Consider the following 24749-nt stretch of genomic DNA (forward strand, 5'->3'; position numbering starts at 1 on the left):
CGGATCACCAGATGCCGCCCATACGGGGTGGCCATCGGCTCCGTCTGGACACCGGTGCGCAGCGGTTTCACCGAGAACTTGAAGCCCTTGAGCGGGCCGTGGCAGATGAGTCCGGCCGGGGTGGGGATGCCGATGCCGTCAGGGGAGAGGGTGAAGCCGAGACTCGCGTAGAAGTCCGTCAGCCCCGGCTCGTGCGTGGCGTACAGGACGGCCGCGCCAGCTTCCCGGCCGGGTGCGAGCCGGCCGCCTTCTCCGTTTCAGTGACCAAGGCGCGCCCGATGCCCTTGCCGCGCCACTGGTCGACCACTGCGAGGGAGTCAAGACAGGCGACCAGACCGGCGATGATGTGCGCGTTGGGCGACCCGAGGAGCATGGGGTGGCGAAGGCCCATGCCGCCGGCAGCGCGAGCATGCCGCCGACCAGTGCTCCCGACGCCGAGTCCTCCACCACCCGCGCATACGTGAGCGGCTCCGGAGCGAGACTCTGGTCAATCACGGATGGAAGAGCCCGCCAGGAGCCGTCGGGGTTGTCCGGGTCGGCAAGCCGGATCACCGGCTCCAGCGAGGCCGTGTCCGCTTGGGTCGCGTCCCGAATTACGATGCCGTCCGGCAGCTGCGGCGCGCTCACTGGGATGATGTCTCCCGGCTGCATACCCGACCGGTCGGCCGTAATCGGGGCGGCGTACGAGCGCTCGCCCATCACGTTCCCCGAGTACATCTGCTTTGTGTCCCTACGCGCCGGATTCCCCGATCGACGGGCGCCCTTACGCGCCCCGTTCCGCTTCCCCACAGCGTTCACGCACGATGACGCCAAGCTGGCCACGGCTGTTCTGGGTTCGTACACGGCGAACTATGAGATACTCCGCGAAGGAGTAAATGGCGTTCAGGCGCGGATCATCATCACCAATGGAATGACGGTATCGTCCTTCGCCCACGCCAAGACGGGGTATGGCACTCCGGCGGACGAGTTCCTGCAGAAGAATGTCGACCATGTCGGCGTCTTGGGGCGCGGGGGCAGGCCATGACGATCGTCTTCCGAGTGGTAATTCCGCGAAATTACAACTACGGGGTCCGAATAAGTGAGAATCCTCAAATCGATTCGAGTGGTCGCACTGTTCCTGGCTCTTTCCGCTCCTGTCGTGTCTTCCTGTGCGGCCCTTGAGGACGCCGGGGCGGGGTATCCGAAGGGGGTCTCGGCAGATCGAGACTCACTGGTCCGCTCCTGGGGCAAGGATGGAGCCGAAGTCGCTCTCAAGGCGGACGGTTCATTCGAATCCAAGGGTGTCGACTTCGGCAAACGGGACTGCCGTGACGGGGTTCCGGATCCAGAGGCCGGCAGCTGGTCGTCAATTGACACGGGTCAGGGGGCGACGAGGATTCAGCTGAAATTCGGAACCGGATGCTTCGGCTCGCTCTGGGTCGGAACGATGGACGGTGTGACGGTACTGTGGCGGGAGACGAGCCCGGAGAAGCACGAATTCACATCTCTGAAGTAGGTGTGCCCGGGCCGCACTGAAGCGCCCACCCACGACCGCCGTGCGGCCCTTCCGCCCCAGGGCGACGGGCGGCATACTCCCGGCTCATGCAGCAGGCGTAAGCAACACGGAAGCGTGCCGGATCGTCGGGATCGCCCGGCGGGCTGGGAAACGCTGGCGCTACGGACGCGGCGCGTCCGGCAGCAACAAGGCGGCTCCACCGATCACCGCGGTGGAGCCGCCTTCCGTGCCGTCGCGGTACCTGTCCGAGGCCGACCGGATCCACATCGACGACCGGTTGCGCGAGAAGGCGACGGTCCGGGCGATCGCGGCGGAGCTGGGCCGCAGCCCTTCCACGGTCAGCCGGGAGATCCGCCGCAGCCGGCACCCGGGCAGCGGGGCCTACCGCCGGCACGCGGCCCAGGCCCGCGCGGATGCCCGTCGGCCCCGCCCCCATCGAGCAGCTCGGCCTCGGCGTGAACCAGTTCGACAGCCGGCGCGGCTACATCGCGACCTCCTCGCTCGACAAGTGGAAATTGCTCGGGACTACCCCGGCCCTGGCCGTAGCGCCTGACGTCAAGGAACAGCGTGACGCCGTACGCAAGCAGCGCCCGCTCCTGGACTATGCGCCCGAGCCCAGCCCGTTCACCCGCACCGGCGAGCGGCCCGAGGGCCCGGCCTGGTACACACGACGCCGTCCGTCGCCTACGCGGTCAAGCTCGGCTTCCCGATCACACCGATCGAGGCGTACCTGCGCCCGGACAGCGGCCGCTACCTCGACCCCTGGTACACCCGACGCTATGGCCGCCTCCAAGACGGCGGACCCGGAAATGCTGAGGTGCTGCGGGCGATCAAGGCCACCGCCAAGGGCGGCATCGGCAAGCTCCGCGAGCGCCCCCGCGACACCCAGCTCGGCCAGCCGTGGCCGGCGCTGTCGCGGCCCACCTGGCGCCCCGACATCCGCGCCGCCGTGCTCTCCACGAGCCGGATCATCATGCACCGCACCGGCGGACTCGTCATCGAGACCCGGGCCCCCTTCGGCTACACCGCTGACGCCGGCACCACGGACGACGGCCGCATGCGCCACCTCACCCAGGCCCTGCCCCCCCCGCCTACGCGGCGCGTCCTTCGAAGCCCAGGAGCAGGGCGCCACCGAGGACCAGCTTCTGGCCATCGCCGCCGAGGGGTTCCAGGAGATCTACTTCAAGGACCGCGGCCGCCGCGCCAGCGGGCTGGTCGAGTTCACCGACGTCGACCACATCGATGTCCAGCTGTGAGTGACTCCCACGACCCGTCCTGAACTGCAGGTTTGTGACTGAGCGCTTCAGTTGGCGGATGAGCGCGCCACTTGGCGAGACTGAGCAGCGTAGATGGCGGACGACTCGTCGCAGGCCGGCGTCGCCACGGAGTGCACGGAGGAGCCGGGCCCTGGGCCGCGGGCCGCTTCCTAGCCAGAAGCCCGGCTTGTCGATGTCGAGCCAGGTGACGTGCTTGCTGTACCCGTCGTCGATCACGCACTCGACTCTGGGTCTGATCCCTGAAGAGGCTCTCTAGGGTGCTGTGCGTGGCCGCGGCGCACGCGCTTCACCGTCACCGCCGCCGGGAGACCCGCCAGGAGGAGGGACAGCCCCACCGGGAGCACCCCCGCCCACGCCGTTGGTGAGACGTACGCGGTGCCGGACGTACCATCCACCAGCCACGCACGGACCGGTTGCGAATCGATGTCGCCCTCGACGGGGACGTCGAACGACGAGCCGCCGTCGTCCGGCGTGAAGGCGCCCGAGCAGGACGTCGACGTTCCCGCATTGGCCACGGTGTTGTCGTACGTCCGGCAGCTGACCTCGGTCACGGTCCCGGACTCGCCCCACAGCGCCGCCCGTAGCTCGCCGGTGAAGTTCGTCAGCACGACGTAGGCCAGAAACAGCCCGAACAGACAGGCCAACGCCAGCCACGGCGCGGGTCCGACCTGCTCCGGTTGCCCATCCAGAACGTCCCTACCCTCGCTCATTCCCACCCTCGGATCGCCGACGGACCTCCATGGTGACCGATCCGAAGCACCCTCGGAAGCCCTCCATGGCGTGCTGGTGGGCCCGCACGATCGTCGAGTCGACCGACACCAGCCAGTCGATGTCACCGGCCGCGTCCTTCTCCGCCCGGACCGCCCGCGGCATCCGCGAGAACGTGGCTGTCGAGACGTTTCGGCAACGCGGTGAGGTGCCGCGCCAGACGTCCCGGCCGGGCGCTGGATGGGCCGCGGGCGCAGGTCGCACCGGAACTCGTCGGCTGCTTCGTACGCCCAGATTGCCGCCACCTCCGCTGGCGTCTGGTCGCGGGTGGGCTTGGGGCGCCGGGTACCCGCTGCCGCCCGGAGCCGGCTGCGGCGTTCGCGTGAAAGTACCCAGCCCGCTACACGGCTACGAACCCAGCAAGTTCGATACCGCCGGGTGCCAGGGGCTGCCCGAATGCCGGCCTACTTCAGGACGGGTGTGCTGCACCAGCTTGACTACCAGTCTTTCAACCTCCCGTGCAGGAGGTCTCGGTTGGGGCATGCTGATGACGGCGGACCGGGGGGGCAACTATGCGGCGTAGGCAGGGTGCGTGGGCTGGGTCGGCCGTGGCGGGGACGGCTGCAGTTGTGGCGGCGGGGCTGGGGCCGGTGACCAACTACGCCAGTGCCACCGTGCCAGGATGGGCGTCTCACGCGTGGGTAATCTGGCCGGTGTTCGCCGTGCTGGTGACGACCAGCGTCGGGCTGGTGTTGTGGAGCCGACGGCTGGATGTTGCAGCAAGACCGCCAGCGCCGCTGGGACCGGTGGGCCGACCGGCCCGGGGCCGGCAGGATTCCTTACGCCCCCCACATGTGGAGCGCGTGCGCGGACGTGAGGCCGAGCTGGCCGAGCTGGCAGGCATGCTGCGGCGGCCACGAGGACGGTTCGCGGTGTTGTGCGCGGCTGGCGGGATGGGCAAAACAACGGTAGCCGCGGAGTTCGCCTCGCAGGCCACCGCGGCGGGCTGGCGAGTGTTTTGGGTGCGCTGGCGTGATTCTGCCGACCTGGCGCAGCAGATGGTGCGGGCGGCACTGGCCTGCGGGCTTACCGAGGCAGAGTTGGAGTCCGCGCGGGCCGGGCGGGTGAGTCTGCCCGATGTAGTGTGGCGGCAGTTGGGCCGGGCCCGGCGGTGGCTGCTGGTGTTGGACAACGCCGACGCGCCGCAAGAGATCGGCCCGGCAGGGGAGCCGTTGGCCGACTACCGCGGTTGGATCCGCCCGCACGGCCGAGGCCTGCTGGTGATGACCAGCCGAGATGGCAGCCCGCATACATGGGGGCCGCGTGCCCGGCTACTGCCCTTGAAGCCGCTGCCCGCAGAGCCTGCAGGCCAGATCCTGGTCGACGCTGCTCCCGCAGCTGGCACAGCCGAGCAAGCTCGGGACCTGGCCATGCGGCTGGGAGGGCTCCCGCTGGCGCTTCACGCGGCCGGCACCTACCTGGCCGGGCCTACCAGCCGCTACCGCACCTTCACCACCTACCGCCAGGCCCTGGAGCATGAACTGCCCCTCCTGCTGGGAGCCGAACACCCGGACGCCTCTCATCCGCAATTTGCCCGCACCGTGGTGCGGCACACCTGGGAGGTGTCCCTGGACCAGCTCGCCAGAGAAGGCAACGCTTTGGCCCGCCCCGTGTTGCGACTACTAGCAATACTCGCCGAAGCTCCCATCCCGCTGTCCCTCATCACCCCGGACCTGCTGTCCGCGGTCACCGGAGACGACGTCACTGCCCTAGCGTTGGAGGCTGCGTTTGCAGGTCTGCACCGGTATGGCCTGCTTGACCTCCCTTACTCTCCCGGCAACGCCGGGCAGGCATCGGGCATCAGCGGTCCGGCGCAGGTGGTGCTCCACCCCTTGATCCGAGAGATCAATGCCGTCGCGCTAGCGGCCGAGGCACCCCATCTCGCCACCTGGCACCGAGCCCTTGCCGAGCGGCTGACCGAAGCCGTGCACGAGGTAGACGAGCAGGGGCGCGCCGCCTGGCCTGCCGCCGTACTCCTCGCCCCTCACCTACCGGTGCTGCTCGACCTCCCGGAACCAAGCTCCGCCACACACCACCGCACCGCCCTCAGCACGCTCGCGCAGGTACTGGAGCACGCCGGCGCCTTCAGTGCAGCCCGCCTGCTGCACGAACGCGTCCTCGACTTCGAGAGCCGCACCCTGGGCCCCCAGCACCCCGACACTTTGACCAGCCGCAACCACCTGGCCAACGCCTTGTTCGGAATGGGCGAGCCTGCTGAGGCGATACGTCTGCTCCGGCAGACCCTGGAGGACCGTAACCGTGTCCTGGGCCCCGCGCACCCTGACACCCTGATCAGCCGTCACGACCTCGCCTGCGCCCTGGACGGGACGGGGCAGCATGCAGAAGCGGTGTCATTGCTGCGGCAGACCCTCGCCGACCGTGGCCGTGTACTGGGCGTCGTGCATCCGCACACCCTGGCCAGCCGTGACAGCCTCGGTCTAGCCCTGGACGGGATGGGCGAACATGCGGAGGCGGTCCGCCTGCACCGGCAGACCGTTGAAGACCGCATCCGCGTGCTGGGCCCCGAACACCACCTCACCCTTCTCAGCCGCCACAACCTCGCCAGCGCGCTGGCCAGGCAGGGCGAGCATGCGGAAGCATCAAGGCTGCTGCAGCGAGCTCTTGACGACCACACCCGTGTCCTAGGCGTCATGCATCCGCACACCCTGGCCAGCCGTGACAGCCTCGGTCTAGCCCTGGACGGGATGGGCGAACATGCGGAGGCCGTCCGCCTGCACCGACAGACCCTTGACGACCGCATCCGCGTGCTGGGCATCAACCACCCCGATACCCTGACCAGCCGCCACAACCTCGCCGGCGCACTGGCAAAGATGGGCGAGCAGGAAGAGGCGGTACGCCTGCTGCGACAGACCCTCGCTGACCGCGTCCGTGTGCTGGGCCCTGAGCACCCGCACACCGTGCGCACCCGCGACGACCTGGAGATAGCTTCGGCTGCCTGGCGTGCCGCGCAACGGCGACAGGCCTGGTTGCGCCCCTCGCGACGCTAGGAGCCGTCCCCCACAGGCACCGCATGAAGACACGGACGGATCCAACGCGGCCACGCCCCGTCGATTCAAAGGCTGGGTACATAGCGGTGTACACGCCTGAGCACATCCAGGCGTACGCCGACACCGGCCGATGAGAACGTGCCCGTACTCGTGCCCGACCAGACCTCGTCGAAGTCCTCGTCGGTCTCTGCGTCACCGGTGCCGAGCACGATGGCCGTCTCGCTGAAGTCGCGGACCAGATTGATCGTCTTGCCCATCACCATGCCGCCCGCCCGCTCGGGGCTGAAGTCCCGCTCGGTTTCGCTGCGTGCCTGGATCGGACGCGGTGATGTCGCCGGTGAGCACCACCGTTAGATCCACGTGCGGAACGCCAAAACCGTCGGCGATCACGCAGATCATGGCGTGCACACTCTCGATGATCCGGGTCAGGCCAGGCTGGGCACCATGTTCCTCAACCACGTCAGGGCATAGGTGGCGCTCACCTCGTCCTCTCGCTCGATAGTCAGGTGCCGCCCATATGCGCCGTACCACCGACATGCCCGCACGGCGATCTCCCCCCCGAGGCACCGCCCGGCGACCATCCCCTATCCACAGGGTCAACGACCACGCCGCAGGGCGAGCCCTGCTACGTGACAAGCTCCTTGATGGCCTGCGCCGCGCGGAGCGCACCCTGTTCACCCGTCCCGCGCCGAAATCCGCGCACGCCCGGATGAAATTCCTTCGCACGCGCGAGGGCGGCTCCTCCAAGTCCCTGGCGGAGCGCTTGGGCGTCTCCCGCAAGACGGTGGATCGCTACCTCTCCAGAGCAATGAAGAAGCCGCAGAAGCGGCTCCAGGCCGCCCTGGAGGAGGAGACCGAGGCTGAGTGGCAACCGCAGGTCAGAGCACAGGCGAGGGCGCGCGCAGCTACCAGGCCATCAGCACGAAAGGAGGCGAGGACGTCTACGCGAAGCTCCGGAAGATGCTGGGCCGTCGCAGCGCAGGGCAATTGGCGAACGGCGGCGAGGACATCGTGTTGGGCCACCGCCGCAGCAAGGTCGACCTGCGAATACCCACGGGGTGGCCTACCCTCGCTACCCCCCCGAGCGGTCTGACGAACCCGAAGAAGAAGCACCTCCAGCGCCCTGGCAGGTGATCACCTGGGACGCCGTGACCGGTCAATGGCAACAAGCGCGCCTTGACGCCCCACCGCCCGGCACCATCTTCGTGCGCTGCCGGATGACCCGCAGAGCCCCGCAGCTCGGTGCTGCCGCGAGGCGACAATGGTGGCGGCGCACCCGCGACCCGCAGGATGCAACGCACCCACGCAACGCCCTCCGGTGCCTGGCCCTGCCGGCAGCCGAGAACAACACCACGATCCGCAATCTGGTCGAGGCCCTCGCCGAGAGCCGGCCCACCCAGTCCGAGTTTGAAGAGCGCGCCGCCCAGGCCCGCGCCGAGCTCGCCTCCATCCTGGGCACGGTGCCCAGTGCGGAAGCCGAGACGAAGGCCCGCGGCCTCCTAGAGCGCCTGGGCGCCACCCAGGACTCGGCAGCCGCGTAGTGGCGGCCATCGCCGTCGTCCTAGACCACACGGCCGCCACCGCCCTGCACGACCCCAAGGCCCCGTTCAACGAAGCCGTCGCCGCCTTCTACGTCCAAGCCTCCGGGGGCCTCGGCACGCTCTACGCCCCGGTGCTCTCGCTTACCGCCGGCGACACTGAGCGCCCCGGCCTGCTGGCTTGCATCCACGGACTTCGGTTCATCGAGATCGAACCGTTCGACACCGCGGCCGCGCTCGCCGCCAGCGAACTGCTGCGCGCCGGGCACTCCTGGGCGACCGTCCACGCCATCCACGCCGCCCGGCCCTTCGCGGACTTCCCCTCCGGCCGGTACCTGCTCACTCTGGAACCCGAGCTGTACGACGGCACCGGCGTCCAGGCCGTCCATCCTGATCAGTGACAGGACTGCCCAAGGCCAGCCGGGTCACCCGGCGGGGCCCCGCGTGCGCCCCGTGCTACGGTCGAGGCACTTGAAGGGGCACACGCCATTTATGGCCACTGCCCCCTCTTCTTGTGGTCCGCACGCTGATCGGCGTGGGGACCATTTGTTTTGCCGGCTGCTGCTACGTCGGCATCGGCGTCGCAGCCTCCCCCGGTGCCGACGCCCAACTCCCCAGATTGCGTCACCGGGGCTGTCTGACCCCGAGGGATGGGGTCTCCGCTTTTGGCTGCGGCCTGGCCACGCGCGGACAGGAATGAGCAGATGGCGGTCTCTTGGGTGCGCGACCGGCCGCCTTCGATGTTCCAGCGCCTGCTCCGGGGGAGCGGTGGGAAGGAGCTGGGGAGCGGTGACGCGGGAGAGCTGGGGGCCCTGGCAGAAACGCCCGCGCTCAGGAGAGTTGGTCCGCCTGGCCCGGGCTTGGGATCGGCGGGTGGAGTGCCCGTCCTGCAACGTGCCCGTCGGCCGTGCGTGCCGGACTCCCTCCGGGTAACCCCACCGGGCCCGCCGGGACGCTGTGGGACGGCCTCCGTACGAGCAGTGGCGCAGGGAGGGACTTATCCCTGATCTGTACCAGGCCCGCCAGCCTCCCGCCGTCCTTCAGGCCGACCGAGCGGCAGCTGCCGAGTTCGGTGTCGATCAGCCGCTCGCCGACGCCGCCGTGATCGTCCGGCACTTTCTGGCCGACCGCCTCGCACTCACCCTCGGCGATAAGGCCGCGCTCGACCTATTCGACGAGACCGCGCGCACCCTGGTCCTGGCCCGCGGCCCCGAAGGCGCCGCCGACGTGATCACCACCCTGGTCTCCCAAGTCGTCGCGCTTGGCGTACACCGAGTGGCTCCGCTCCCAGGTCGCCCACGCGCGCCACCGGCAGCGGGAGGAACGGCGCATGCGCGCCGAGCGGTGATCGGTAACCGGTAAACCGAGTCGGCAGGGGTGGGGTTCGTGCGGGGTGACAACCGGCAGATCCAGACGGCGGTTCTGGGCGGTGCGGACTCGGAGGAGCCGTTGATGCTGCCGCTGGAGGCGATCGAGCATGCCTTCCGCCGGCGCCACGACCAGGACACGTTCTGGTGCGGGCTGCTGCCCGGTAAGAACCAGATGTTGTCTTGACAACAGTTGTCGCGGCATTCAATCTGGAAGGGTGACAGCTTCCAGCAGCGGCCTGCATGATCATCTCGGCTACTGGCTCCGCCGACTCTCCGACGAAGTCCACAGCCGGTTCGAACGAGAACTCGCCCAGCACGACGTGACCGTCTCCCAGTGGGCAGTCCTGATCACCGTCCACCGCGGCGACGCCACCACCACCCGGGAAGTGGCCCGATACATGGACATCGACGCCGGCGCGGTCTCCCGCCTGGTCGACCGCCTGGCCGCCAAAGGCCTGATGACCCGCGAACCAGACCCCACATCCCGCCGCATGCTGCGGCTGGCACTGACCGACACCGGCCACGACCTGGCCCCGCAGCTGGCCGAGATCGCCGATCGCAACGACGCCCACTTCTTCGCCAGCCTTGACCCGGCCCAGCGCCACCAGCTGGAGGAATGGATACGCCGCCTGCTCGGCGAAGCCCACCCACAGCCCACCCCACCACCAACCTCCTGAAAGACGCCACCATGAGCACCGCCCCCACCACCGCCCGCTCGGTCACCAAGACCGTCACCATCGAGCGCCCCGTCGCCGACGTCTTCGCCTTCCTCGCCGACGCGGCCAACTGGCCCGCCTGGGCGATCGTCAACATCAAGGCGATCGAGCCGACCGACGACCCGGACTGGTGGCTGATGACCACCCCGCACGGCCCCGCCAAGCTCCGCATCCGCGGAAACGTAGAACTCGGAATCCTCGACCACGACTACGTCGAGGACCAGGCATCCTGGCAGGTTCCCGCCCGCGTCGTCGCCAACAGCACCGGCTCCGAATTCATGATCACCTTCTTCCAGCCCCCGGCCTTCACCGACGCCTTCTTCGACGAGCAGGTCGCCCTGGTCGACACCGAGCTCGCCACCCTCAAGCGCATCCTCGAAACAGGCGCCTGACCTGGCCCAACACCTCCATCGCGTTACAAGCCCTTTGATGGTTCCGGCAGATCCGCCGGAACCGAGAGGGTTCTCCTGGCCAGCTGACCCCCGCCACCCATGGGGTGACGGAAACGAGAGAAGATGCACCGTGGATCCCCGCATACCTCGCCTGCGTCGCAAGCTGGCCGCGATCCCGTTCAAACCACTGCGCAGCCACTCCTTCGGAGAAGAGCAACACAAGCTCTGCCTCGGTTCGAAGCTGGCGGAAGCACGCGTCGCCGCGTTTGAGGCCGAGCACGACATCGTCCTGCCCGACGCCTATCGGCAGTTCCTCACGCACATCGGCGGCTCAGGCGTGGCACCGTTCTACGGCCTCATGCCGCTGGAGCAGTGTTCCCTGCTGGTCATGAATCCGCGCGAAGAACGGGGGACACCCCGCGGCTTCGACGGCACAGACCCCAGGGCCCACGGACGCGATCTCTTCCTCCACATCATCGAGATGGGCTGCACCGACGTATGCGTCATCGCGGTGACCGGTCCCCTCACCGGCCGCGTCCTCATGGGTAACAGCGACGGCTTTTGGGGCCCCAATGTCTCCTCCGCCACCGACTTCCTCGACTGGTACGAACGCTGGCTCAACCACATGAGCGCCGGCCGTGACAACCGGGCCCTGGAACTCACCTCACCGCGGCTTCGTGCCCATCCAAACCGCCATCGCATGGCTCCGAAGATCTGACTCTCCGTAACAGCTACACGGAAAGTGAGCCAGAACCCGTTCTCGCGACCGAAGCCAGGCGGCTGGCCTTCTGGTCGAGTTCACCGACATCGACTACATCGATGGGCACCTCCACGTGGTTTTGGTGTCGGCGCAGCAGCTCAAGCCGTTCGTGTTCGTTGCCCGGGCCCTGGCGGACCAGCTCGATGTACTGCCGGATCACCGCCAGGGACATGCCAGAGGAACGCAGCTTTGTGCACCGAGAACGGCAGGAGCTGGCCGCGACGCCCGGTATCGGCGTCGCTATCCGCCGGGACGGCCCGGGCCCGCACGACCGGGTCGCATCCAGGCGACCGGATGAGCGTTGACATCGCTGTGGGACACAGGGCTGATCTGACGGACGCGCAGTGGGAGCGGCTTCGGCCGCTTCTGCCGGTGAGCAACGGGCGTTGTGGTCGGTGGCGTGATCACCGGCAGGTGATCGTGCGCAGCGATCTTCGCAGCGCCTCCCCTGTCGCCGGCTACCTCCTCAACATCGAACAGGCCCTCGCCCCCCCGATCACTCCTGCGACGCCTTGTTCTACGCAGGTGAAACCTCGTGTTTCGCATCCCATGACGACCACGACCGGCCTGGTCTCCAGGAGCTCTGACACTCCAGGTGGGAAACAGGTCAGCGGACAGTCGGCCGATCCAGTGCCCAAGGCCGTGGAGCAGCCGTCATGCTCCCCTGGCAAAGCACGGGCGTGAGCCCTTCTCACAGCCTCACCTCGGCCGAGGCGAGCACCGGCACCGAGTGCGCTCATCGGATGAATGCGGCGGCGTCAGGGCGGCCCAAGGGGAGCTGCACGCGGGAGACGTGGTCGGCTGGCTCCGGCGCCCCTCGTCGACGGTCTGCGGCAGGACGGACTGGGGTTGCCGTGTGGAGCGCGTCCGAGGGGACGTCTCCTGGTGCAGAAGGAGGAACCCTGATGTCCTGGCAGAACTTCCGAGCGAAGGGTCCGGTCCTCGGTCTCCGGCGACCGCATCCGGGCCGGCTCCTGGCCGCGGCCGGCCTGGCAGCCGGCTGTGTGGCGGCGCTCCCTGCCCCGCTCGCCCACGCCGCCGAAAACCACGTCCCCTGCTCGGTCCCGGCGCTCGTCGAGGCGATCAAGGAAGCCAACGACTCACCGGGCGCCGACACCCTCCGCCTGGCACGCAAGTGCACGTACATCCTCACGGCACCGGACAGTGATGACAACGCCAACGGCCTGCCGTTGATCACCACCGAAATCACCATCCACGGCAACGGAAGCACCATCAAGCGAAGCTCGCGGGCCGCGACCCCGGACTTCCGCATCCTCGCCGTGTCCGGGGAGGGCAACCTCACCCTGGAAGAGATCACGATCGCTGGGGGAAGGACTGCCGATGCCGCCGATTGCCCGATCGCACCCGACCTGATCTGCGGCGGTGGAATCCTCAACGCAGGCACCCTTGCGCTGAGCGCCAGCCGGGTGACCGGCAACAGTGCCGCCGGCAGCGTGGGCGACGCGGTACTGGGCGGCGGCATCCACAACGAAGGCACGGCCACGCTCACCGACACCCGGATCGACGGTAATACCGCCACCAACACCGGCTCTGGGCAAGCCGTCGGCGCAGGGGTGAGCAACTTCGGCACTCTCACCGTGAAGCACGGCACCATTACCCGCAACACTGCTACCGCCACTGGGCTGCAGGCGGTCGGCGGCGGCCTGGACAACTTCGGCGACGCCTCCGTGACCAAGACGGTGATCAGCGCCAACACGGCGACCAACACGGGTGGCGGGTTCGCGCGGGGCGGCGGCATCGCCAATGCGGGCAGCCTCACCGTGCGTGGCGGGTCCGTGCACGAGAATCGTGTCGATTCTCCAGCAGGCATTGTGGGAGGCGCCGGGATCACCAACCGGGCGGAGCTGAAGTTGAAAGCTACTTCCGTCCGCGACAACAGCGCCAGCGCATCCAACGGCACCGTCGAAGGCGGTGGCCTGCGCAATGCCCTCGGTGGCACGGCAACGCTGACCCGCACTCGGGTCAGCGGCAACACCGCCGACGCACCAGGCGGCACCGCACTGGGCGCCGGTGTCTTCAACGGCGCCGACAGCACGACCTCCCTGGAACGCAGTCCCGTAAAAGCGAACATCGCAACGGCCTCCGGCGGGAGCGCCGACGGCGGCGGCATCTACAACCAAGCCGTCCTCGGCGCCGTAACACTGACCAACAGCCGCGTGAAAGACAACCGCCCGAACAACTGCGCCCCGCCCGGCAGCGTGGCCGGCTGCACAGGCTGAGCGAGCCCGCCAGCCGGCCAGGTCCCGCGCCACCCGTGATGCAGGCGATGGCCGTAACCAACTCTCCCGTAGCAACGAATTACGCGATCGTGCACACGTGTAGCTCTATGCCGCGATTCCATGAGGCCATCGCCAACCGCCTGCGGCTCCGTAGAGTGCGGACGGGTCGCCCCGGGTTGGATGGGGTGGCCCGTCTTGTTGTGGTGTGGTCAGTCGAGGTCGGTCTCTTAAGGGGGTGCTGCGCGGCGGCTTGACTGGTGCTACAGGTCGGCTATGAGGAGCCGGTAGCCGGCGTCGAGGGTTTCGCGGTGGAGGAGGTCGGCGTGGTGTTGGTGCCATCGGCGCGTGCGCAGGTCGTCAGACAGGCGGGCCAGGCCCGGCTGGAGCATGCTGGACCAGAACGTGTGGGGTGCCAGCTTTCTCGCCGAGGAACAGCGGCTCCAGTCCCTCACGCTGAACGGAGACGCAGCAGGACTGTGGTACGCGAGTGTCACTGCTGGGCGGGAGAGGTTCCGCGCAGTGTCGGGCCGGCTGCCCCGTTAGGCGGCGGCATCCCCACCCTGGTCGGCACGCGACGCCAGGCACACGATGTGATCAGCGCATACACGATCGCGCAGAACACTTTCCGATCCGACACCGGAGCCGTTCCACCGCCCTCCCGACGTGGCTTGAACGGCGGTATCAGCGGCGCCGCAATCTCCCACAGCCCGTCAGGAACGAGATCGCACTCAAGATCCACAGCCGTAGCTGGCGATCAGGCCTCAAAACGGCTACGTCCAGTCGGCCCGTCCGAGAGCGTGACGGCTGCCCAGCCCGGTCTTCTAACCTGATCGCGTGATCGACTACGACGATTCCGGCCGCCTTATGGTCCAGGTGGGGGACTCCGGGCCCGCACGCCTGCTGCTCTCGGAGCCGACCCGGCGGTACGAGGACGAACAAACACTCGACTTCCTCGTCAGAGCCCGCGGGCCCTGGGGAAGTGTCGAGACCTCGGTGGAGACCTGGGACGGCGACGGTCTGGACGCCTTCCTCGCCTCACTTGCCGAAGACTTCCGGGGCTGGGAAGGAGCGCGCACCTGGCACTCCCTCTGCTACGACCTGACCCTCTCAGCGGAACACCACTCTGGTGGCCACGTCCGACTGACCTGGGCAATCCGCAACCGGGCACCCTCCGAAGGATGGCAGTTCGAGACCACCACGGTGCACGCGGCAGGGGAGGACATGCGCAACCTCACCGCCGAGATCCACACCTTCATCGCGAGCGTCGCAGAGTAGCTGAACGAGCCCCGATGCCGCTCCTCACCACATGAGATGACGCCTAAAAGCCACCGCACGCTCCAGCACACGCGTGAGAACGACCGGGTTCAGTCCTGGCTCACACGTGGGACTCTCGAAATCACCGGCCGCACTCTGCGACACGCGCGGGCTCGGGACCGCGAGTAGGCCGAGCTGACGCGCGAGGGCCAGGATACGGACCGCTTCACCATGGGGCCGCAGTCTGAGCCCGCAAGCGCCGCCCAGGACGACGCCCTCCAGGGTGGAGTCATGGCCGAAGGCGCCGTTTGGCAGCGGCTTGTCCGATCGACGCCGACACCGCCATCGACCGCCCGCCTGAGCCTGGGCGTGGCGATAGACGTGCCCCGCTTCGGCCGAGGGAGCGCGGCGGCGGGCCGGGTGAGGCACGCGCTGCGACGGGGCCCGTGCCTCCGGGCGCGGGACTGGCATAGCCAGGCCGGTTCCCTGTGGCGGCCTGGCGACGGCACCCGGTGGGGGCGGCTGGGCGCCAATCCTGGGAGCACAAGGCCCGCCCGGGGTGGCTTCGTTTAGTACAGCCTGCCGGTCATCGGGGCGCGCCCGGGTCCCGGTTGTGCTGGGATTCGATCATGGACAGGCCTGATCAGAACCCGGCCCCGGCTTGCGGGTGACGTCTGGAGCAGCGGCAGCGGGCCCGGCTTGCTCTTGCGGCCCGGGCGCGCGGCGCATCCGAGCTGGCGAGGTTACTCGACATGCTGGCACTTGGCGTCGAGTGGGACGCGGAGCCGGAGTTTCTTTGCGGGGGGATGGACCTGGGGGGGTTCAACGACGCGGTCTAGTGCTGGGACCGTTCGCCGGGATGGAGCGCGGGTACATCAGGTGCCCCGCTTCGGCGACGGGAGCGCGGGCGGGGGCGGGGCGAGAGAGGTCAGGCGGCCTGCCGTTGCCGGCTGAGGGCTTTGACCAGCTGGTCGCGGGTCATGGTGGAGCGGCCTTCGATACCGGCCGTCGTGGCCTTCTTGTACAGCTCGGCCTTGGAGAGCGACTGCAGATCCTCGCTCTTCTCCGAGGACTGGATCCGTTTCTTGCCCGCCGGCTTCCTTTTGGCCTGCTTCCCGGCCGTCCTCTTGGTAGTGCTGCGGGTGGTGGCCTTCTCGCTGCGGGCCCGCTCCACGCTCGCGCGCAGTGCCTCCATCAGGTGCACGGCCGGGGACGGCTTGGGAGCCGGCTCCGCCTTCTCCACGCTCTCGCCTGCCTTCTTCGCGTCGATCAGGGCGGCGACCTTCTCCTGGAAGGTGTCGTGGAACTCTTCCGGATCCCATGTCATGCTGAGCGCGTCGATGAGCTGCTCGGCCATCCGCAGCTCCTTCCGCGACGCGGCCGCCTTCCCGGGCAGACTGTCGATCTCCTGCTCCGGGTCTCTGATCTCGTCCGCCCAGTGCAGGGTGTGCAGGGTCAGCATGCCGTCCTCGGCCTTCACCGCGACCAGGTACTCGTGCTGGCGCATCACGAACGTCGCGACCCCGGCCTTCCCCGCCCGCTCCAAAGCCTGCTGCAGGAGGCTTTAGACCTTGCCGTACTCCTTGCCGCGGGGCGCGAGGTAGTACGTCTTGTCGAAGTACATCGGCTCGACCTCGTCCAGGTCGACGAACCCGCTGATCTCCAACACCTGGGAGCGGCCCGGCGCGATGTCTTCAAGCTCCTTCGGCTCGTCGATCACATACTCCTCACCGGTGTCGTAGCCCTTGACGATCTCCTCCAGCGGCACCTCCTCACCGGTGCGCTCATTGATCCGCTTGTTGCGGATCCGGTCGGAGGTACCGCGCTGCAGCTGGTGGAAGTGGATGGTGTGGCTGTCGGTGGCGGTGTAGAGCCCCACGGGCAGGCTGACCAGCCCAAAACTCAGCACCCCGGCCCACACGGGTCGGGCCATCGCCACCACCGCCCTCCGCTACCGGGCTGTCTTCCTGCCGGGCCACTGCCCACCAGAGGCGGCCCGCATGCCCGGCGAAGCGGGCCTCGCAAGACACAGGCGGCCGGGCCACCCCGGCTCCCGGGCAGCCCGCGCCAGTGCCGACAGACCCGCTCGGGAACGTCGGCGGGCCGACTCTGATGACGACATCGGCTGGACCGTGTCGGTGGACTCCACCGTCTGCCGGGCTCACCAGCACGCCGCCGGAGCCAGGAAAAAGGGGCTCCGAACCGGGCCGAAGCCGCCGACCATGCGCTCGGACGCTCCCGCGGCGGCTTGAGCACGAAGATCCATCTCGTAAGCGACAGCCGTGTGCGGCCTAGTCCTTCGCGTCACTGCAGGCCAGGCGGGCGACGCACGGCTTTCGAAGCCGTCATGGCAGGCCTCCGTGTTCCGCGAAGCGGACCCGGAAGACCGAGGACCCGGCCGGAGGCCGTCCTGGCCGATCGAGCCTACTCGTCACGTGCGATCCGGAGCCACCTCCGCCGGCGCGGGATCCGCGCGGTCATTCCCCAGCCGTCCGACCAGATCGGCCATCGTCTGCGGCGCGGCCGCGTCGGCGGCCGTCCGCCTACTTCTGACGCAGAGGCATATAAGCAACGCAATGCAGTCGAACGGTGCATCAATAGGCTCAAGCAGTGGCGCGGCCTGGCTATGCGGACGGACAAGCTGGCCATCGCCTACCAAGCTGCACTACATCTCGCGGGCATCCTCATCTGGGCACGACGCTGACTACAGAAACGGAACGCAGCCCGAGCGAAGTATCGCGCGTCACCCGGATTCACCAGTGAGGCAGGCGTGACATAGGCATCGGTCCGGGTGAGGAGCGAACGGCGCCGTCTCGGCTCGGTACTGGCACGCGTACTGCTCCAGCGTCACGGAGATGTCCGCTGCGTGATCCGCTGAGATGAATCCACGTGCACGTCGGGCCTCTTTCAGTCGCTCCAAGACCCGCGGCGTGTGGACGAGCTTCGGCCGGAAGCTGTGGAGGTGGCGCGTCGCCATGTCGATGACGATCCACCGCCCGGTGTGCCGCTCGCGCCCCACGGACGTGATCCGATCACCCCCCGGACCCCAGTACGCGTCCGCGACGTACACCTTCGCTCCGCCCTTGAAGCACTTTGTCCCGGGGCGCAGCTCCTGGCCTCCAACCCCGCATCGGCGCCATGCCACGATGTTCGCGGCCACCAACCAGACTGGCTCCAGTTGCGAGCCATTCGACTGGTCCACGCGTCCCCCCTTCCAGCGGACGCCCTGCCAGATCCGCAGCCGGCATCCTACTTCGAGTGGTGCGAGTGCCACGCTTCCTTTTGTTCTCGTCCTTCTCCGGGCAGCTGGTCAAAGAGACACGCGCTAGGCGGCACCGCCGCCGGACGCTGCAACACCGCGGCCGTGAATTGATCAGCTCACAGTCCGCACACTGGGCGAGGCTCCCCAGAGCTTCGCCCAGTCCAGACTGGGACAACGGGGTCGAGACGGCGCCTCCAGGCAATCCGGTGTGCGCGTCGTTTGATTTGCACGGCAGTCTCGGTGCCTCCCGAGGTCGTGAACATCTGCTGCCCCTTCTCGGGTTCTGGCTCAAGTTCTGTGGCCTGGCCACACTGAGTCACGGATCGGCAGGTAGGGGGCGGCCACGCATGGGCACGGCTCTGGAGAACAGGCGCCCGGAACCGGGGCCCAACTCGGGTGAGGCTGCCTCAGCCAGGGGCGACCTGATATGAGTTGATCATGATGCTGAAACTCTTGACCCGATGGAGCGCCTGCTCGCAGAGCGGGCTTGTGAGCGGCTGGTCGTCGATTTCGTCCACCGGCTCGACCTCGGGGACCCGGGCTCGGTGGCGGACCTCTTCACGCAGGACGGCACCTGGAATGGCCTGCCGGCGACCGCCGCATTGCGGGTCACGACGCTCTGCGCATCTACTTCGGCAACCGGCCCGCAGACCGGCTGTCACGCCGTATATGCACCAACATCCTGGTTACCGTGACCTCTGCGGACACCGCCGCCGCCACCACCTACTTCACCACCTACCGTGTCGACGGCTACAGGGAGGGCCTCGTACCGCCGCGGCCCCCGGTTCAGGTGGGGCACTACGAAGACGCGTTCCGCAAGGTGGACGACACCTGGCTGCTCACCACGCGAACTCTCTTCCTCTCCTTTGCCGGTCCCACGGAACGCCTTGACGGACCCGGCCAGTCATGAGAACGGCTCCCAGCCGACCGGCCGTCAAGGGTCCTGCACCACGGGGAGTGACACTCCACAGAACTTGAGCCAGAGCCCCTTCTGGTGAACAAAGCCAACAGGCCGGGAGTTTCAGAGGCTGAGCACGCTGGGGGACGGTCGCGACTGTGCGCGACCGTCTCCGTCTGGTGTGGCTTCGTCGTTTACGACTCCGGGGGTAATTGGAGTCCGGACATGTTGGCCTGACGCTTCGGCTGGTGGATCAGCTGGCTCTGTCGAGGACGAGGACGAGTTCAGTGCTGGTCCGGCGGCGGGTGGGGCGCCGCGCGGAGCGGTCGGAGACCAGGCTGGCGATCGCCAGATGGGTCTCGGCGTAGGTGTCACGGCATCCGGTGAAGCGTCGCAGGGGCGCCCATTGTCGCAGCTCAGCGTTGGTGTGCTCGATGCAGATCCGGCCTGAGGACTGTCGCCGCCGTGCCTCGTGCCAGGCCCGCTTCTCGCCGTCACACGCGTCGTCCTCCGGCTTCTTCGGCGGGACGGTGACCTCGCCGGGGAACTCCTTGGCCAGCCCGGCATACCCGGCGTCGGCCGGGCCGTACGACCCTGGACAGCAGCATCCGGCCCTGTCCGTCGCTGAACGTGGTGGTCTTGATCGTGTTCTGCTTCCGCTTGCCAGAGACAAAGGCCCGGCGTCCGGGGCGGCCCGTCTGGGGGCGTCTGACCTGGGTCTCGGCTCCGTCGAGCCGCAGTTCGACGGCCTCGGCCTCGGCGTAGGCGAAGACGTCGGCCAGCGTCCGCAGTCGTACCCCGGGCCGGTCGGGCACCGCGAAGCCGCGTGCCGCGAGCAGCGGGCGGACCTGCCGGATCGCCGCCGAGACGGTTGAGCGGTCGACATCGAAGAGCTCGGCCAAGACCTCGTGCGGCAGCTGATGGCGCAGGTGACCAGCGTGAGAAGCAACCTGTCGTGAAGAACCAGCTTCGGCTTGCGTCCTGCCCCCGGCCGCCCGCTTGCGTTCACCACCCCGCGCCACGCGCAGCGTGGACTGTCGGGCCGCCTCTCACGGGTCGGTGAGTTCAGCGAACAACTCGCCGAAGTGTGCGCGGGAGACACCAGACAGGGCAGGATGGGAGCAGGCCGTGCGGGCCGAGGTCAGCTTCACAACTCACCTAACCTGCACGGCCCTTCTCACGTCACTGCCGACCGGCCCCGCCGGCACTTCCCCCAGGTCGCGAGCCAATGGGGTAGTCATAGCGTATGAACCCCTTGAAGCTCGCCACCTTGTCGTACAGTGCGCGGGCGGCGGTGTTGTCCTCCTGAGTGGTCCAGTAGAAGCGGGATGCCCCCCGCTCCCGCGATGCATCGGCCACCTTCTCGATCAGCATCCGCGCCACGCCTCGGCCGCGTGCCGCCTCGTCGACGAAGAGGTCCTGGAGGTAGCAACTGTCTTCCATCCAGAACGTCGGGTGGAACAGATAGTGCGCGATGCCGACCAGCTTCCCTTTCGACCAGGCGCCGATGCCGTGGAACTCGGTACCGCCCCGTAGCCGCTGCCAAGTTTCCTCGTAGCCCTCGTCCGGCACCGCGGTGCGGTAGAACGCCTTGTAACCGCGCGCCAGCACTTCCCAGGCTGCGCGATCCTCCTCACGCAACGAACCAATGTTGATCACGACTGCCCATCCTCACCCGAGAGCCTCAGCTGGTCTGCCGATCTGCCGAACACTGTCAGAGTCGCCCTGGCGGGCCGTGCCGTTGCCCGTGCGGCTGCGAGGCGCCGCCAGCAGGCTGAGGACGTCGTACGGACGCGCCGCGACCGGGTGAGCCCCGGCACGGAGACCGGCGCGTGCACCCCACCTGGCGTGCACTCCCAGCGATCCCGCGGCGTTGGCACAGTCGAGGTCCACTTCAGCGTCACCCACATAGGCGGTTGCCTCGGCCGGAACCCCGAGCTGCCGCAGTGCCAGCAACAACCCGTCCGGCGCCGGCTTGGGCCTGTCAACCTCGTCGCCTGCGACGACCACGCCAAATCGAGCGTCGATTCCGGCGGCAGCGAGCATACTCAAAGCCACTCGCCGGGTGGCCGCCGTGAATACGCCCAGCCGCAGGCCCGCATCGGCGACTTCGTCGAGCAGGGCCGGTATGCCAGGGAACGGCCGCAGCTCGGCGACGGCCGGATCCAGGTGGGCGTGGAAGCACTCGACCTCGGCGGGGCCGCAGGTGCGGCCGAGGAAGTGTGCAAGAACCAGCTCTGTGTGGCCGACATGCCAGCCGGCGACCACCTCATCCGGGGAGACCGGTGGGCCGCCGAGCGAACGAATCGCGTCGGCGTACGCCCGGGACACCGTGGGGACGCTGTCCAGAAGCGTCCCATCCATGTCAAACACAACTGCACGCATGACTCACGATCCTGACTACGTCGTCGCGTTCGACGCCAGGGCCACTTCCCAAACACTGGCTACATTGAGCGGGTTCTATATCGCGGCAGGCCAGCACGTCCGGACCTCAATTTCCCCGGGGTCGTTAGGTTGTGCGGCTCCGGCTCCGGCTCGGGCTGTGGCCGGTTTAGTTGACGACGGGGCCGGAGGGGGTGTTCGGGGTGTAGATGACGATGTCGTCGTTGCGGCCGGGGCCGCCGGGGCTGGAGTCGTTGTTGTCCTGGTTGGTGGAGCCGCCGGTGGCGATGGAGTCGGAGGAGCCCTGGTTGTTGTCCTGGTTGGAGGAGCCGCCGGTGCCGACGGAGCCGTTGTCGTCCTGGTTGGGGGCGCCTCCGGTGCCGATGTTGGTGTTGTCCTGGTTGGTGGAGCCGCCGGTGCCGATGGAGTCGGGGGTGGCCTTGGTCAGGACGGCGCGGTGGGTGAGGGGGATCTTCGACAGTTTGTCGATGTTGAGGTGGGTGAGGAGCTTGGCGCGGGTGGGGTTGTCGCCGTCGGCGGTGATGCTCGCAGGGGTGGTGTTCGGGGCGGCGAATGCGGTGGTGGTCAGGGAGACGCCTCCGGTGGCCAGGGCGGTGGCGATCATGAGGGGGACGATGCGGCGGGTCCTGGTGATGGCCATGAGAGAGGGTTTCCTTACCTGGGGCGGGCTTGGGGTGAGCGGGCGGTGTGTCTCCGTGCTTCCATTACGCCCCGGCCCGGGGCCTGGGGTCACGGCACGGAAATTCGGGACTTGACAGTCCTCCACTGAGGGGATAAAAGCCCGTCCTGTATCCATCGCACCAGGTCAGGACCCTCTCTCCGCCCTGGAGCCGCCGGTTACTACAGCATGCCGAGGGCGGTGTCGGGCCGGCAGTGGATGCAGGCCGTGACGCCCCCACCAGCAGGCCGCGGATCTGCTCGGCGCTGGCGGGAGCACAGCGTTTGCCGGTGTCCCAGCAGCCGCCGGTGTGGACGCGGACCGGGAGCCGGCCGCTGCCGGTCCCTCGGGTAGTGGAGGACCGTCCGCAGGCACAGAAAGTCAGGCGGAAGCTGGGACACAGGTCAGCCCGCCTGTGCGGCCCGCCGCAGCGCCTTGCAGCGTTCGCACAGCGTGTTGGCAGGCGCCCCGTAACCCGCGCACGGCGCGTGGCATCTCTGCACTTCGCTCGCGGCGGCCGTCTCTCGCCTACACCCAGTCGCACGGTGCACGGCGACCATGGTGGATTTCCCCCGGGGTGGCCGCTGTAGGACAGCCGCCGGTCGCGCGGTGCCCGGAGTGACTGTAGAGAGGAGACGAACGGTTCACGGCGCTCCCCGGTCACCGTCCCGGCCAGGTGGCCGACGAAGCACAGGAGGATCATGTCCAGTTCCGAAACGGAGTCCCGTGGTCCTGGCGGCGCTCTGGCACACGAGCGGGGAACCACGTCGAGCGGACCATTCGACCGGTCCACTCCGGTGGGCGCTGCCCGGTACTTTCAGCACTGTGTGCGTTCGGGTGATCTGGATGCCGCGCTGGACTGCTTCGACCCGGATTCGATCTACGTCACCGGGCCTGGTGCGTATGTGCGTGGGCTGGAGGAGATCCGCACTGCGGTCTCGGCCTATGTGAGCGTGCAGCCGGATCTGCGGGCGCATCGCTGGGCCGGTCTGGCTACCGGGGACATCGTCGCCTGGGTGGATGAGTGGACCATCAAGGCGACCTTGCCGGACGGCACGACGCTGGACATGAGCGGTGTGTCGTCCGACGTGCTGCGCCGCCGCCCGGACGGCACCTTCATCTACTTGGTCGACAATCCCTACGGCCACCAGTACCTCGACGCCTGAGCTTGCCGTTTGACGTCGCCGCGAGATGAGCCGGGCGAGTGCCTCTGCGGGCCAGCAGAGCCATGCAAGAAGCGGGCTCATGACCACGAACCAGTGGACACTGATTCGGCCCTGCTCCTTGTCCAGGATCGCTGGGGCCTCATCCCGGTAGACGTAGCGGAGGTATCGGCGGCGGACCGGTCCTCCGGCTATGAGCAGCACTGGTGAGGCGACAAGGACGGCCACCGGGATCAGGACTCTCGCGGCGGTGAGCTTCGCCTTCTCCTCGTATCGCATGTGCTCAGCCTGTCGTCTAACCTCAATTCCCTGAAGGGGTGGGTATGGATCAGGCGGTCTTCGAGTCCATCAGGTACTCAGCTGGGTGTCAGGACTGCGGTGCAGAGTTGGAGTGCTGGGGCGTCCAAGCTCTGGTCCACGGTTCCTTGCGCTGGGACACGGAGTCCAGGTGTTCAGCCTGCGGGTTTGCGATAGCTGACTGCGGCGGTGATCTGCCTTCCGAACTACGAGGTCGGCTGCTCTCCGAGCGGGGACCAGCCCGCCTCCAGGTGGATCCATCAGCAGGAAACGCCGCGATCATGCGGGTTCTGCGGGCAGAACTTGGCATAGGTCTGTCGCAAGTCACGACCCTGCTGAGGGAGGCCTTGGCGGGAGCCCACTCAGGCACGATGCCTGAGATGGAGTTCCTGGCCCGCAAGCTGCGGGAGTCCGGCGTCGATGCTGTTGCCGCTCGGCCGTAGAGGACTTGACCTGGCTGTTCAGCTGACTTTCCGGCTCCGGGCGCCCTGTACCGGACCAGGCCAGCGGTACTCGTGAATAGCCCATCCGAGCAGCGTGGCGGCGGTGCGGGCCCGCCTGTTGGCAGCGCAGGTGCAAGTCCCGGTGCAGACGCCGTTATGGACAGGGTTCGGGTTGTCCGTTGCTTGGGCTGCTGCGGTCGGTGGGTCATTTATGAGCCCAACTCCGGCAGCCGTTCACCCGGGGTCGACGGGCGCCCCTCGGCCAGCCAGAACATGTAGTCGCGCAGGTACGGCCCGAGGCCTAGTTCCAGGTGGGCAAGGTAGGCCCGTGCGCCGGCCGCGACGTCCCGGAATGCCTCGCGCTCGGACACTGCCCACTCGCCGTACCCCACGCGCACGGCCCACTCCCGGACCCTGTCGCGCTCGCGCCACCAGTCCTGGACCAGTTCAGGGGGCCAGTATGAGTCGCCGTCGCCGCCGTACCCTCCGAACGGGTCGCATTCCGCGGCGCAGGTCAGCTCATGGACCTCCCCTGCCCTGACCGGCTGGCGGTAGACGAACTCGCTGCAGTACTCGTCCTCGTACGCGACCTGATGCGGCGCGCATTGCCGCCCGGTCATGCAGTTGTCGGTGTTGGCCGTGTAGAAGGGGCCCGGGACGTTACGCCAGTCACGACTGGCCCAACCGTCGGGTGCAGGCTCGGACCAGTCGTGTCTCACCAGGTCGCCGCGCCATAGGGGGTGGGGCTGGCCCACCAGGGCACGGGTGGTCGGTATCGGGTCCCAGTAGGTCATGGTCCGCAGGATG

The 24749-nt window shown here is 68.2% G+C and carries 26 protein-coding genes and 7 pseudogenes; 18 read left to right on the top strand and 15 right to left on the bottom strand.

Translation table 11 applies throughout. The features are described from left to right. Window positions 1-178: 178 nt before the first annotated feature. Window positions 179-391: a GNAT family N-acetyltransferase gene (locus tag ABZ128_RS13460; protein WP_356848206.1), complete on the bottom strand. Its 213-nt coding sequence runs from the start codon at window positions 389-391 to the stop codon at window positions 179-181. On the opposite strand from ABZ128_RS13460, the gene ABZ128_RS13465 reads away from it, so the two are divergent. The 5 genes and pseudogenes from ABZ128_RS13465 to ABZ128_RS13485 form a co-directional block, all read left to right on the top strand. After that, window positions 377-1024: a hypothetical protein gene (locus tag ABZ128_RS13465; protein ID WP_356848207.1), complete on the top strand. Its 648-nt coding sequence runs from the start codon at window positions 377-379 to the stop codon at window positions 1022-1024. The genes ABZ128_RS13460 and ABZ128_RS13465 overlap by 15 nt on opposite strands. A gap of 54 nt (window positions 1025-1078) precedes the next feature. After that, on the top strand, window positions 1079-1495 hold the full coding sequence (locus tag ABZ128_RS13470; RefSeq protein ID WP_356848208.1) for a hypothetical protein: 417 nt from the start codon (window positions 1079-1081) through the stop codon (window positions 1493-1495). A gap of 94 nt (window positions 1496-1589) precedes the next feature. After that, window positions 1590-1928 (top strand): annotated as a pseudogene (locus ABZ128_RS13475) (helix-turn-helix domain-containing protein); the annotation flags it as partial. Window position 1929: 1 nt separating this feature from the next. After that, a pseudogene (locus tag ABZ128_RS13480) lies at window positions 1930-2106 on the top strand (ParA family protein); the annotation flags it as partial. A gap of 3 nt (window positions 2107-2109) precedes the next feature. Then, a pseudogene (locus ABZ128_RS13485) lies at window positions 2110-2477 on the top strand (transcriptional regulator); the annotation flags it as partial. Window positions 2478-2586: 109 nt separating this feature from the next. Here the strand turns inward: ABZ128_RS13485 and ABZ128_RS13490 are convergent. The 3 genes and pseudogenes from ABZ128_RS13490 to ABZ128_RS13500 all read right to left on the bottom strand — a co-directional run. After that, window positions 2587-2988 carry a hypothetical protein gene (locus tag ABZ128_RS13490; protein ID WP_356848259.1) on the bottom strand — a complete coding sequence of 134 codons (402 nt, stop codon included), beginning with the start codon at window positions 2986-2988 and terminating at the stop codon, window positions 2587-2589. Then, window positions 2985-3482 carry a hypothetical protein gene (locus ABZ128_RS13495; RefSeq protein WP_356848209.1) on the bottom strand — a complete coding sequence of 166 codons (498 nt, stop codon included), beginning with the start codon at window positions 3480-3482 and terminating at the stop codon, window positions 2985-2987. Before ABZ128_RS13495 ends, ABZ128_RS13490 begins: the two co-directional genes overlap by 4 nt. 67 nt (window positions 3483-3549) lie before the next feature. Next, window positions 3550-3657: pseudogene (locus tag ABZ128_RS13500) on the bottom strand (IS5/IS1182 family transposase); the annotation flags it as partial. 677 nt (window positions 3658-4334) lie between these two features. Here ABZ128_RS13500 and fxsT point away from each other — a divergent pair. After that, complete coding sequence (gene fxsT / locus ABZ128_RS13505) at window positions 4335-6548, top strand: FxSxx-COOH system tetratricopeptide repeat protein (RefSeq protein ID WP_356848210.1); 2214 nt, start codon at window positions 4335-4337, stop codon at window positions 6546-6548. A 65-nt stretch (window positions 6549-6613) separates the two neighbouring features. Here fxsT and ABZ128_RS13510 read toward each other — a convergent pair whose 3' ends face one another. Then, window positions 6614-6811, bottom strand: coding sequence for a hypothetical protein (locus tag ABZ128_RS13510; protein ID WP_356848211.1), 198 nt, complete (start codon window positions 6809-6811; stop codon window positions 6614-6616). Window positions 6812-7257: 446 nt separating this feature from the next. Between ABZ128_RS13510 and ABZ128_RS13515 the strand changes: the two genes are divergently transcribed. From ABZ128_RS13515 to ABZ128_RS13545, 7 genes are all read left to right on the top strand, one after another. Next, window positions 7258-7641, top strand: coding sequence for a sigma factor-like helix-turn-helix DNA-binding protein (locus tag ABZ128_RS13515; RefSeq protein ID WP_356848255.1), 384 nt, complete (start codon window positions 7258-7260; stop codon window positions 7639-7641). Window positions 7642-7765: 124 nt separating this feature from the next. After that, window positions 7766-8089 (top strand): hypothetical protein, encoded by a 324-nt coding sequence (locus ABZ128_RS13520; RefSeq protein ID WP_356848212.1) that lies wholly within the window; start codon window positions 7766-7768, stop codon window positions 8087-8089. Beyond that, window positions 8089-8487, top strand: a complete 399-nt coding sequence (locus ABZ128_RS13525) for a hypothetical protein (RefSeq protein ID WP_356848213.1) — start codon at window positions 8089-8091, stop codon at window positions 8485-8487. The genes ABZ128_RS13520 and ABZ128_RS13525 overlap by 1 nt, the downstream gene beginning before the upstream one ends. Before the next feature lie 985 nt (window positions 8488-9472). Next, complete coding sequence (locus tag ABZ128_RS13530) at window positions 9473-9640, top strand: hypothetical protein (protein ID WP_356848215.1); 168 nt, start codon at window positions 9473-9475, stop codon at window positions 9638-9640. A 31-nt stretch (window positions 9641-9671) separates the two neighbouring features. After that, entirely contained in the window at window positions 9672-10133 is a 462-nt protein-coding gene (locus ABZ128_RS13535) for a MarR family transcriptional regulator (protein WP_356848216.1), read from the top strand. An 11-nt stretch (window positions 10134-10144) separates the two neighbouring features. Then, entirely contained in the window at window positions 10145-10564 is a 420-nt protein-coding gene (locus ABZ128_RS13540) for a hypothetical protein (RefSeq protein WP_356848217.1), read from the top strand. A 130-nt stretch (window positions 10565-10694) separates the two neighbouring features. Beyond that, on the top strand, window positions 10695-11282 hold the full coding sequence (locus ABZ128_RS13545) for an SMI1/KNR4 family protein (protein ID WP_356848218.1): 588 nt from the start codon (window positions 10695-10697) through the stop codon (window positions 11280-11282). A gap of 13 nt (window positions 11283-11295) precedes the next feature. On the opposite strand, the gene ABZ128_RS13550 is transcribed toward ABZ128_RS13545, so the two are convergent. Next, window positions 11296-11496, bottom strand: a complete 201-nt coding sequence (locus ABZ128_RS13550) for a hypothetical protein (protein WP_356848220.1) — start codon at window positions 11494-11496, stop codon at window positions 11296-11298. Between the two features lie 733 nt (window positions 11497-12229). Here ABZ128_RS13550 and ABZ128_RS13555 point away from each other — a divergent pair. Next, a complete protein-coding gene (locus ABZ128_RS13555) occupies window positions 12230-13564 on the top strand; it encodes a hypothetical protein (protein ID WP_356848221.1) in 1335 nt (444 codons plus the stop codon). Between the two features lie 260 nt (window positions 13565-13824). On the opposite strand, the gene ABZ128_RS13560 is transcribed toward ABZ128_RS13555, so the two are convergent. Both ABZ128_RS13560 and ABZ128_RS13565 read right to left on the bottom strand, forming a co-directional pair. Beyond that, on the bottom strand, window positions 13825-13953 hold the full coding sequence (locus ABZ128_RS13560) for a hypothetical protein (protein WP_356848223.1): 129 nt from the start codon (window positions 13951-13953) through the stop codon (window positions 13825-13827). Window positions 13954-14054: 101 nt separating this feature from the next. Further along, window positions 14055-14303 carry a transposase gene (locus tag ABZ128_RS13565; RefSeq protein WP_356848224.1) on the bottom strand — a complete coding sequence of 83 codons (249 nt, stop codon included), beginning with the start codon at window positions 14301-14303 and terminating at the stop codon, window positions 14055-14057. Window positions 14304-14428: 125 nt separating this feature from the next. Here ABZ128_RS13565 and ABZ128_RS13570 point away from each other — a divergent pair, with 125 nt between their 5' ends. Continuing rightward, on the top strand, window positions 14429-14839 hold the full coding sequence (locus ABZ128_RS13570) for a DUF6228 family protein (RefSeq protein WP_356848256.1): 411 nt from the start codon (window positions 14429-14431) through the stop codon (window positions 14837-14839). 907 nt (window positions 14840-15746) lie between these two features. Here the strand turns inward: ABZ128_RS13570 and ABZ128_RS13575 are convergent. Further along, window positions 15747-16751: pseudogene (locus ABZ128_RS13575) on the bottom strand (Ku protein). Between the two features lie 187 nt (window positions 16752-16938). Between ABZ128_RS13575 and ABZ128_RS13580 the strand changes: the two are divergent. Next, a pseudogene (locus ABZ128_RS13580) lies at window positions 16939-17522 on the top strand (IS5 family transposase); the annotation flags it as partial. 1019 nt (window positions 17523-18541) lie between these two features. Continuing rightward, a pseudogene (locus tag ABZ128_RS13585) lies at window positions 18542-18990 on the top strand (nuclear transport factor 2 family protein). A 482-nt stretch (window positions 18991-19472) separates the two neighbouring features. On the opposite strand, the gene ABZ128_RS13590 reads toward ABZ128_RS13585, so the two are convergent. From ABZ128_RS13590 to ABZ128_RS13610, 5 genes are all read right to left on the bottom strand, one after another. Then, the gene (locus ABZ128_RS13590; protein WP_356848226.1) at window positions 19473-19880 is read right to left on the bottom strand and encodes a hypothetical protein; all 408 of its coding nucleotides are present in this window, start codon (window positions 19878-19880) and stop codon (window positions 19473-19475) included. Window positions 19881-20160: 280 nt separating this feature from the next. Continuing rightward, complete coding sequence (locus ABZ128_RS13595) at window positions 20161-20637, bottom strand: GNAT family N-acetyltransferase (protein WP_356848227.1); 477 nt, start codon at window positions 20635-20637, stop codon at window positions 20161-20163. Between the two features lie 12 nt (window positions 20638-20649). Then, on the bottom strand, window positions 20650-21363 hold the full coding sequence (locus ABZ128_RS13600; RefSeq protein ID WP_356848228.1) for an HAD family hydrolase: 714 nt from the start codon (window positions 21361-21363) through the stop codon (window positions 20650-20652). 166 nt (window positions 21364-21529) lie between these two features. Then, window positions 21530-22021, bottom strand: a complete 492-nt coding sequence (locus ABZ128_RS13605) for a hypothetical protein (RefSeq protein WP_356848229.1) — start codon at window positions 22019-22021, stop codon at window positions 21530-21532. A gap of 64 nt (window positions 22022-22085) precedes the next feature. Beyond that, on the bottom strand, window positions 22086-22742 hold the full coding sequence (locus ABZ128_RS13610) for a DUF6233 domain-containing protein (protein WP_356848230.1): 657 nt from the start codon (window positions 22740-22742) through the stop codon (window positions 22086-22088). Between ABZ128_RS13610 and ABZ128_RS13615 the strand changes: the two genes are divergently transcribed. Next, window positions 22741-23205, top strand: coding sequence for a nuclear transport factor 2 family protein (locus ABZ128_RS13615; protein WP_356848232.1), 465 nt, complete (start codon window positions 22741-22743; stop codon window positions 23203-23205). The genes ABZ128_RS13610 and ABZ128_RS13615 overlap by 2 nt on opposite strands. A 946-nt stretch (window positions 23206-24151) precedes the next feature. Here the strand turns inward: ABZ128_RS13615 and ABZ128_RS13620 are convergent. After that, entirely contained in the window at window positions 24152-24736 is a 585-nt protein-coding gene (locus ABZ128_RS13620; protein WP_356848233.1) for a ferredoxin, read from the bottom strand. Window positions 24737-24749: the final 13 nt, after the last annotated feature.

Source organism: Streptomyces sp. NPDC006326 (genome assembly GCF_040612915.1).
Lineage (GTDB): Bacteria > Actinomycetota > Actinomycetes > Streptomycetales > Streptomycetaceae > Streptomyces.

Excerpts from the sequence above, each read along its gene's own strand:
- ABZ128_RS13615 (WP_356848232.1), top strand. The coding sequence starts at position 22,741 with ATGTCCAGTTCCGAAACGGAGTCCCGTGGTCCTGGCGGCGCTCTGGCA.
- ABZ128_RS13555 (WP_356848221.1), top strand. The coding sequence starts at position 12,230 with ATGTCCTGGCAGAACTTCCGAGCGAAGGGTCCGGTCCTCGGTCTCCGG.
- ABZ128_RS13620 (WP_356848233.1), bottom strand. The coding sequence starts at position 24,736 with ATGACCTACTGGGACCCGATACCGACCACCCGTGCCCTGGTGGGCCAG.
- ABZ128_RS13600 (WP_356848228.1), bottom strand. The coding sequence starts at position 21,363 with ATGCGTGCAGTTGTGTTTGACATGGATGGGACGCTTCTGGACAGCGTC.
- ABZ128_RS13560 (WP_356848223.1), bottom strand. The coding sequence starts at position 13,953 with ATGCTCCAGCCGGGCCTGGCCCGCCTGTCTGACGACCTGCGCACGCGC.
- ABZ128_RS13605 (WP_356848229.1), bottom strand. The coding sequence starts at position 22,021 with ATGGCCATCACCAGGACCCGCCGCATCGTCCCCCTCATGATCGCCACC.
- ABZ128_RS13495 (WP_356848209.1), bottom strand. The coding sequence starts at position 3,482 with ATGAGCGAGGGTAGGGACGTTCTGGATGGGCAACCGGAGCAGGTCGGA.
- ABZ128_RS13460 (WP_356848206.1), bottom strand. The coding sequence starts at position 391 with ATGGGCCTTCGCCACCCCATGCTCCTCGGGTCGCCCAACGCGCACATC.
- ABZ128_RS13540 (WP_356848217.1), top strand. The coding sequence starts at position 10,145 with ATGAGCACCGCCCCCACCACCGCCCGCTCGGTCACCAAGACCGTCACC.
- ABZ128_RS13520 (WP_356848212.1), top strand. The coding sequence starts at position 7,766 with ATGACCCGCAGAGCCCCGCAGCTCGGTGCTGCCGCGAGGCGACAATGG.
- ABZ128_RS13570 (WP_356848256.1), top strand. The coding sequence starts at position 14,429 with ATGGTCCAGGTGGGGGACTCCGGGCCCGCACGCCTGCTGCTCTCGGAG.
- ABZ128_RS13510 (WP_356848211.1), bottom strand. The coding sequence starts at position 6,811 with ATGGTGATGGGCAAGACGATCAATCTGGTCCGCGACTTCAGCGAGACG.
- ABZ128_RS13515 (WP_356848255.1), top strand. The coding sequence starts at position 7,258 with ATGAAATTCCTTCGCACGCGCGAGGGCGGCTCCTCCAAGTCCCTGGCG.
- ABZ128_RS13550 (WP_356848220.1), bottom strand. The coding sequence starts at position 11,496 with ATGTCCCTGGCGGTGATCCGGCAGTACATCGAGCTGGTCCGCCAGGGC.
- ABZ128_RS13610 (WP_356848230.1), bottom strand. The coding sequence starts at position 22,742 with ATGATCCTCCTGTGCTTCGTCGGCCACCTGGCCGGGACGGTGACCGGG.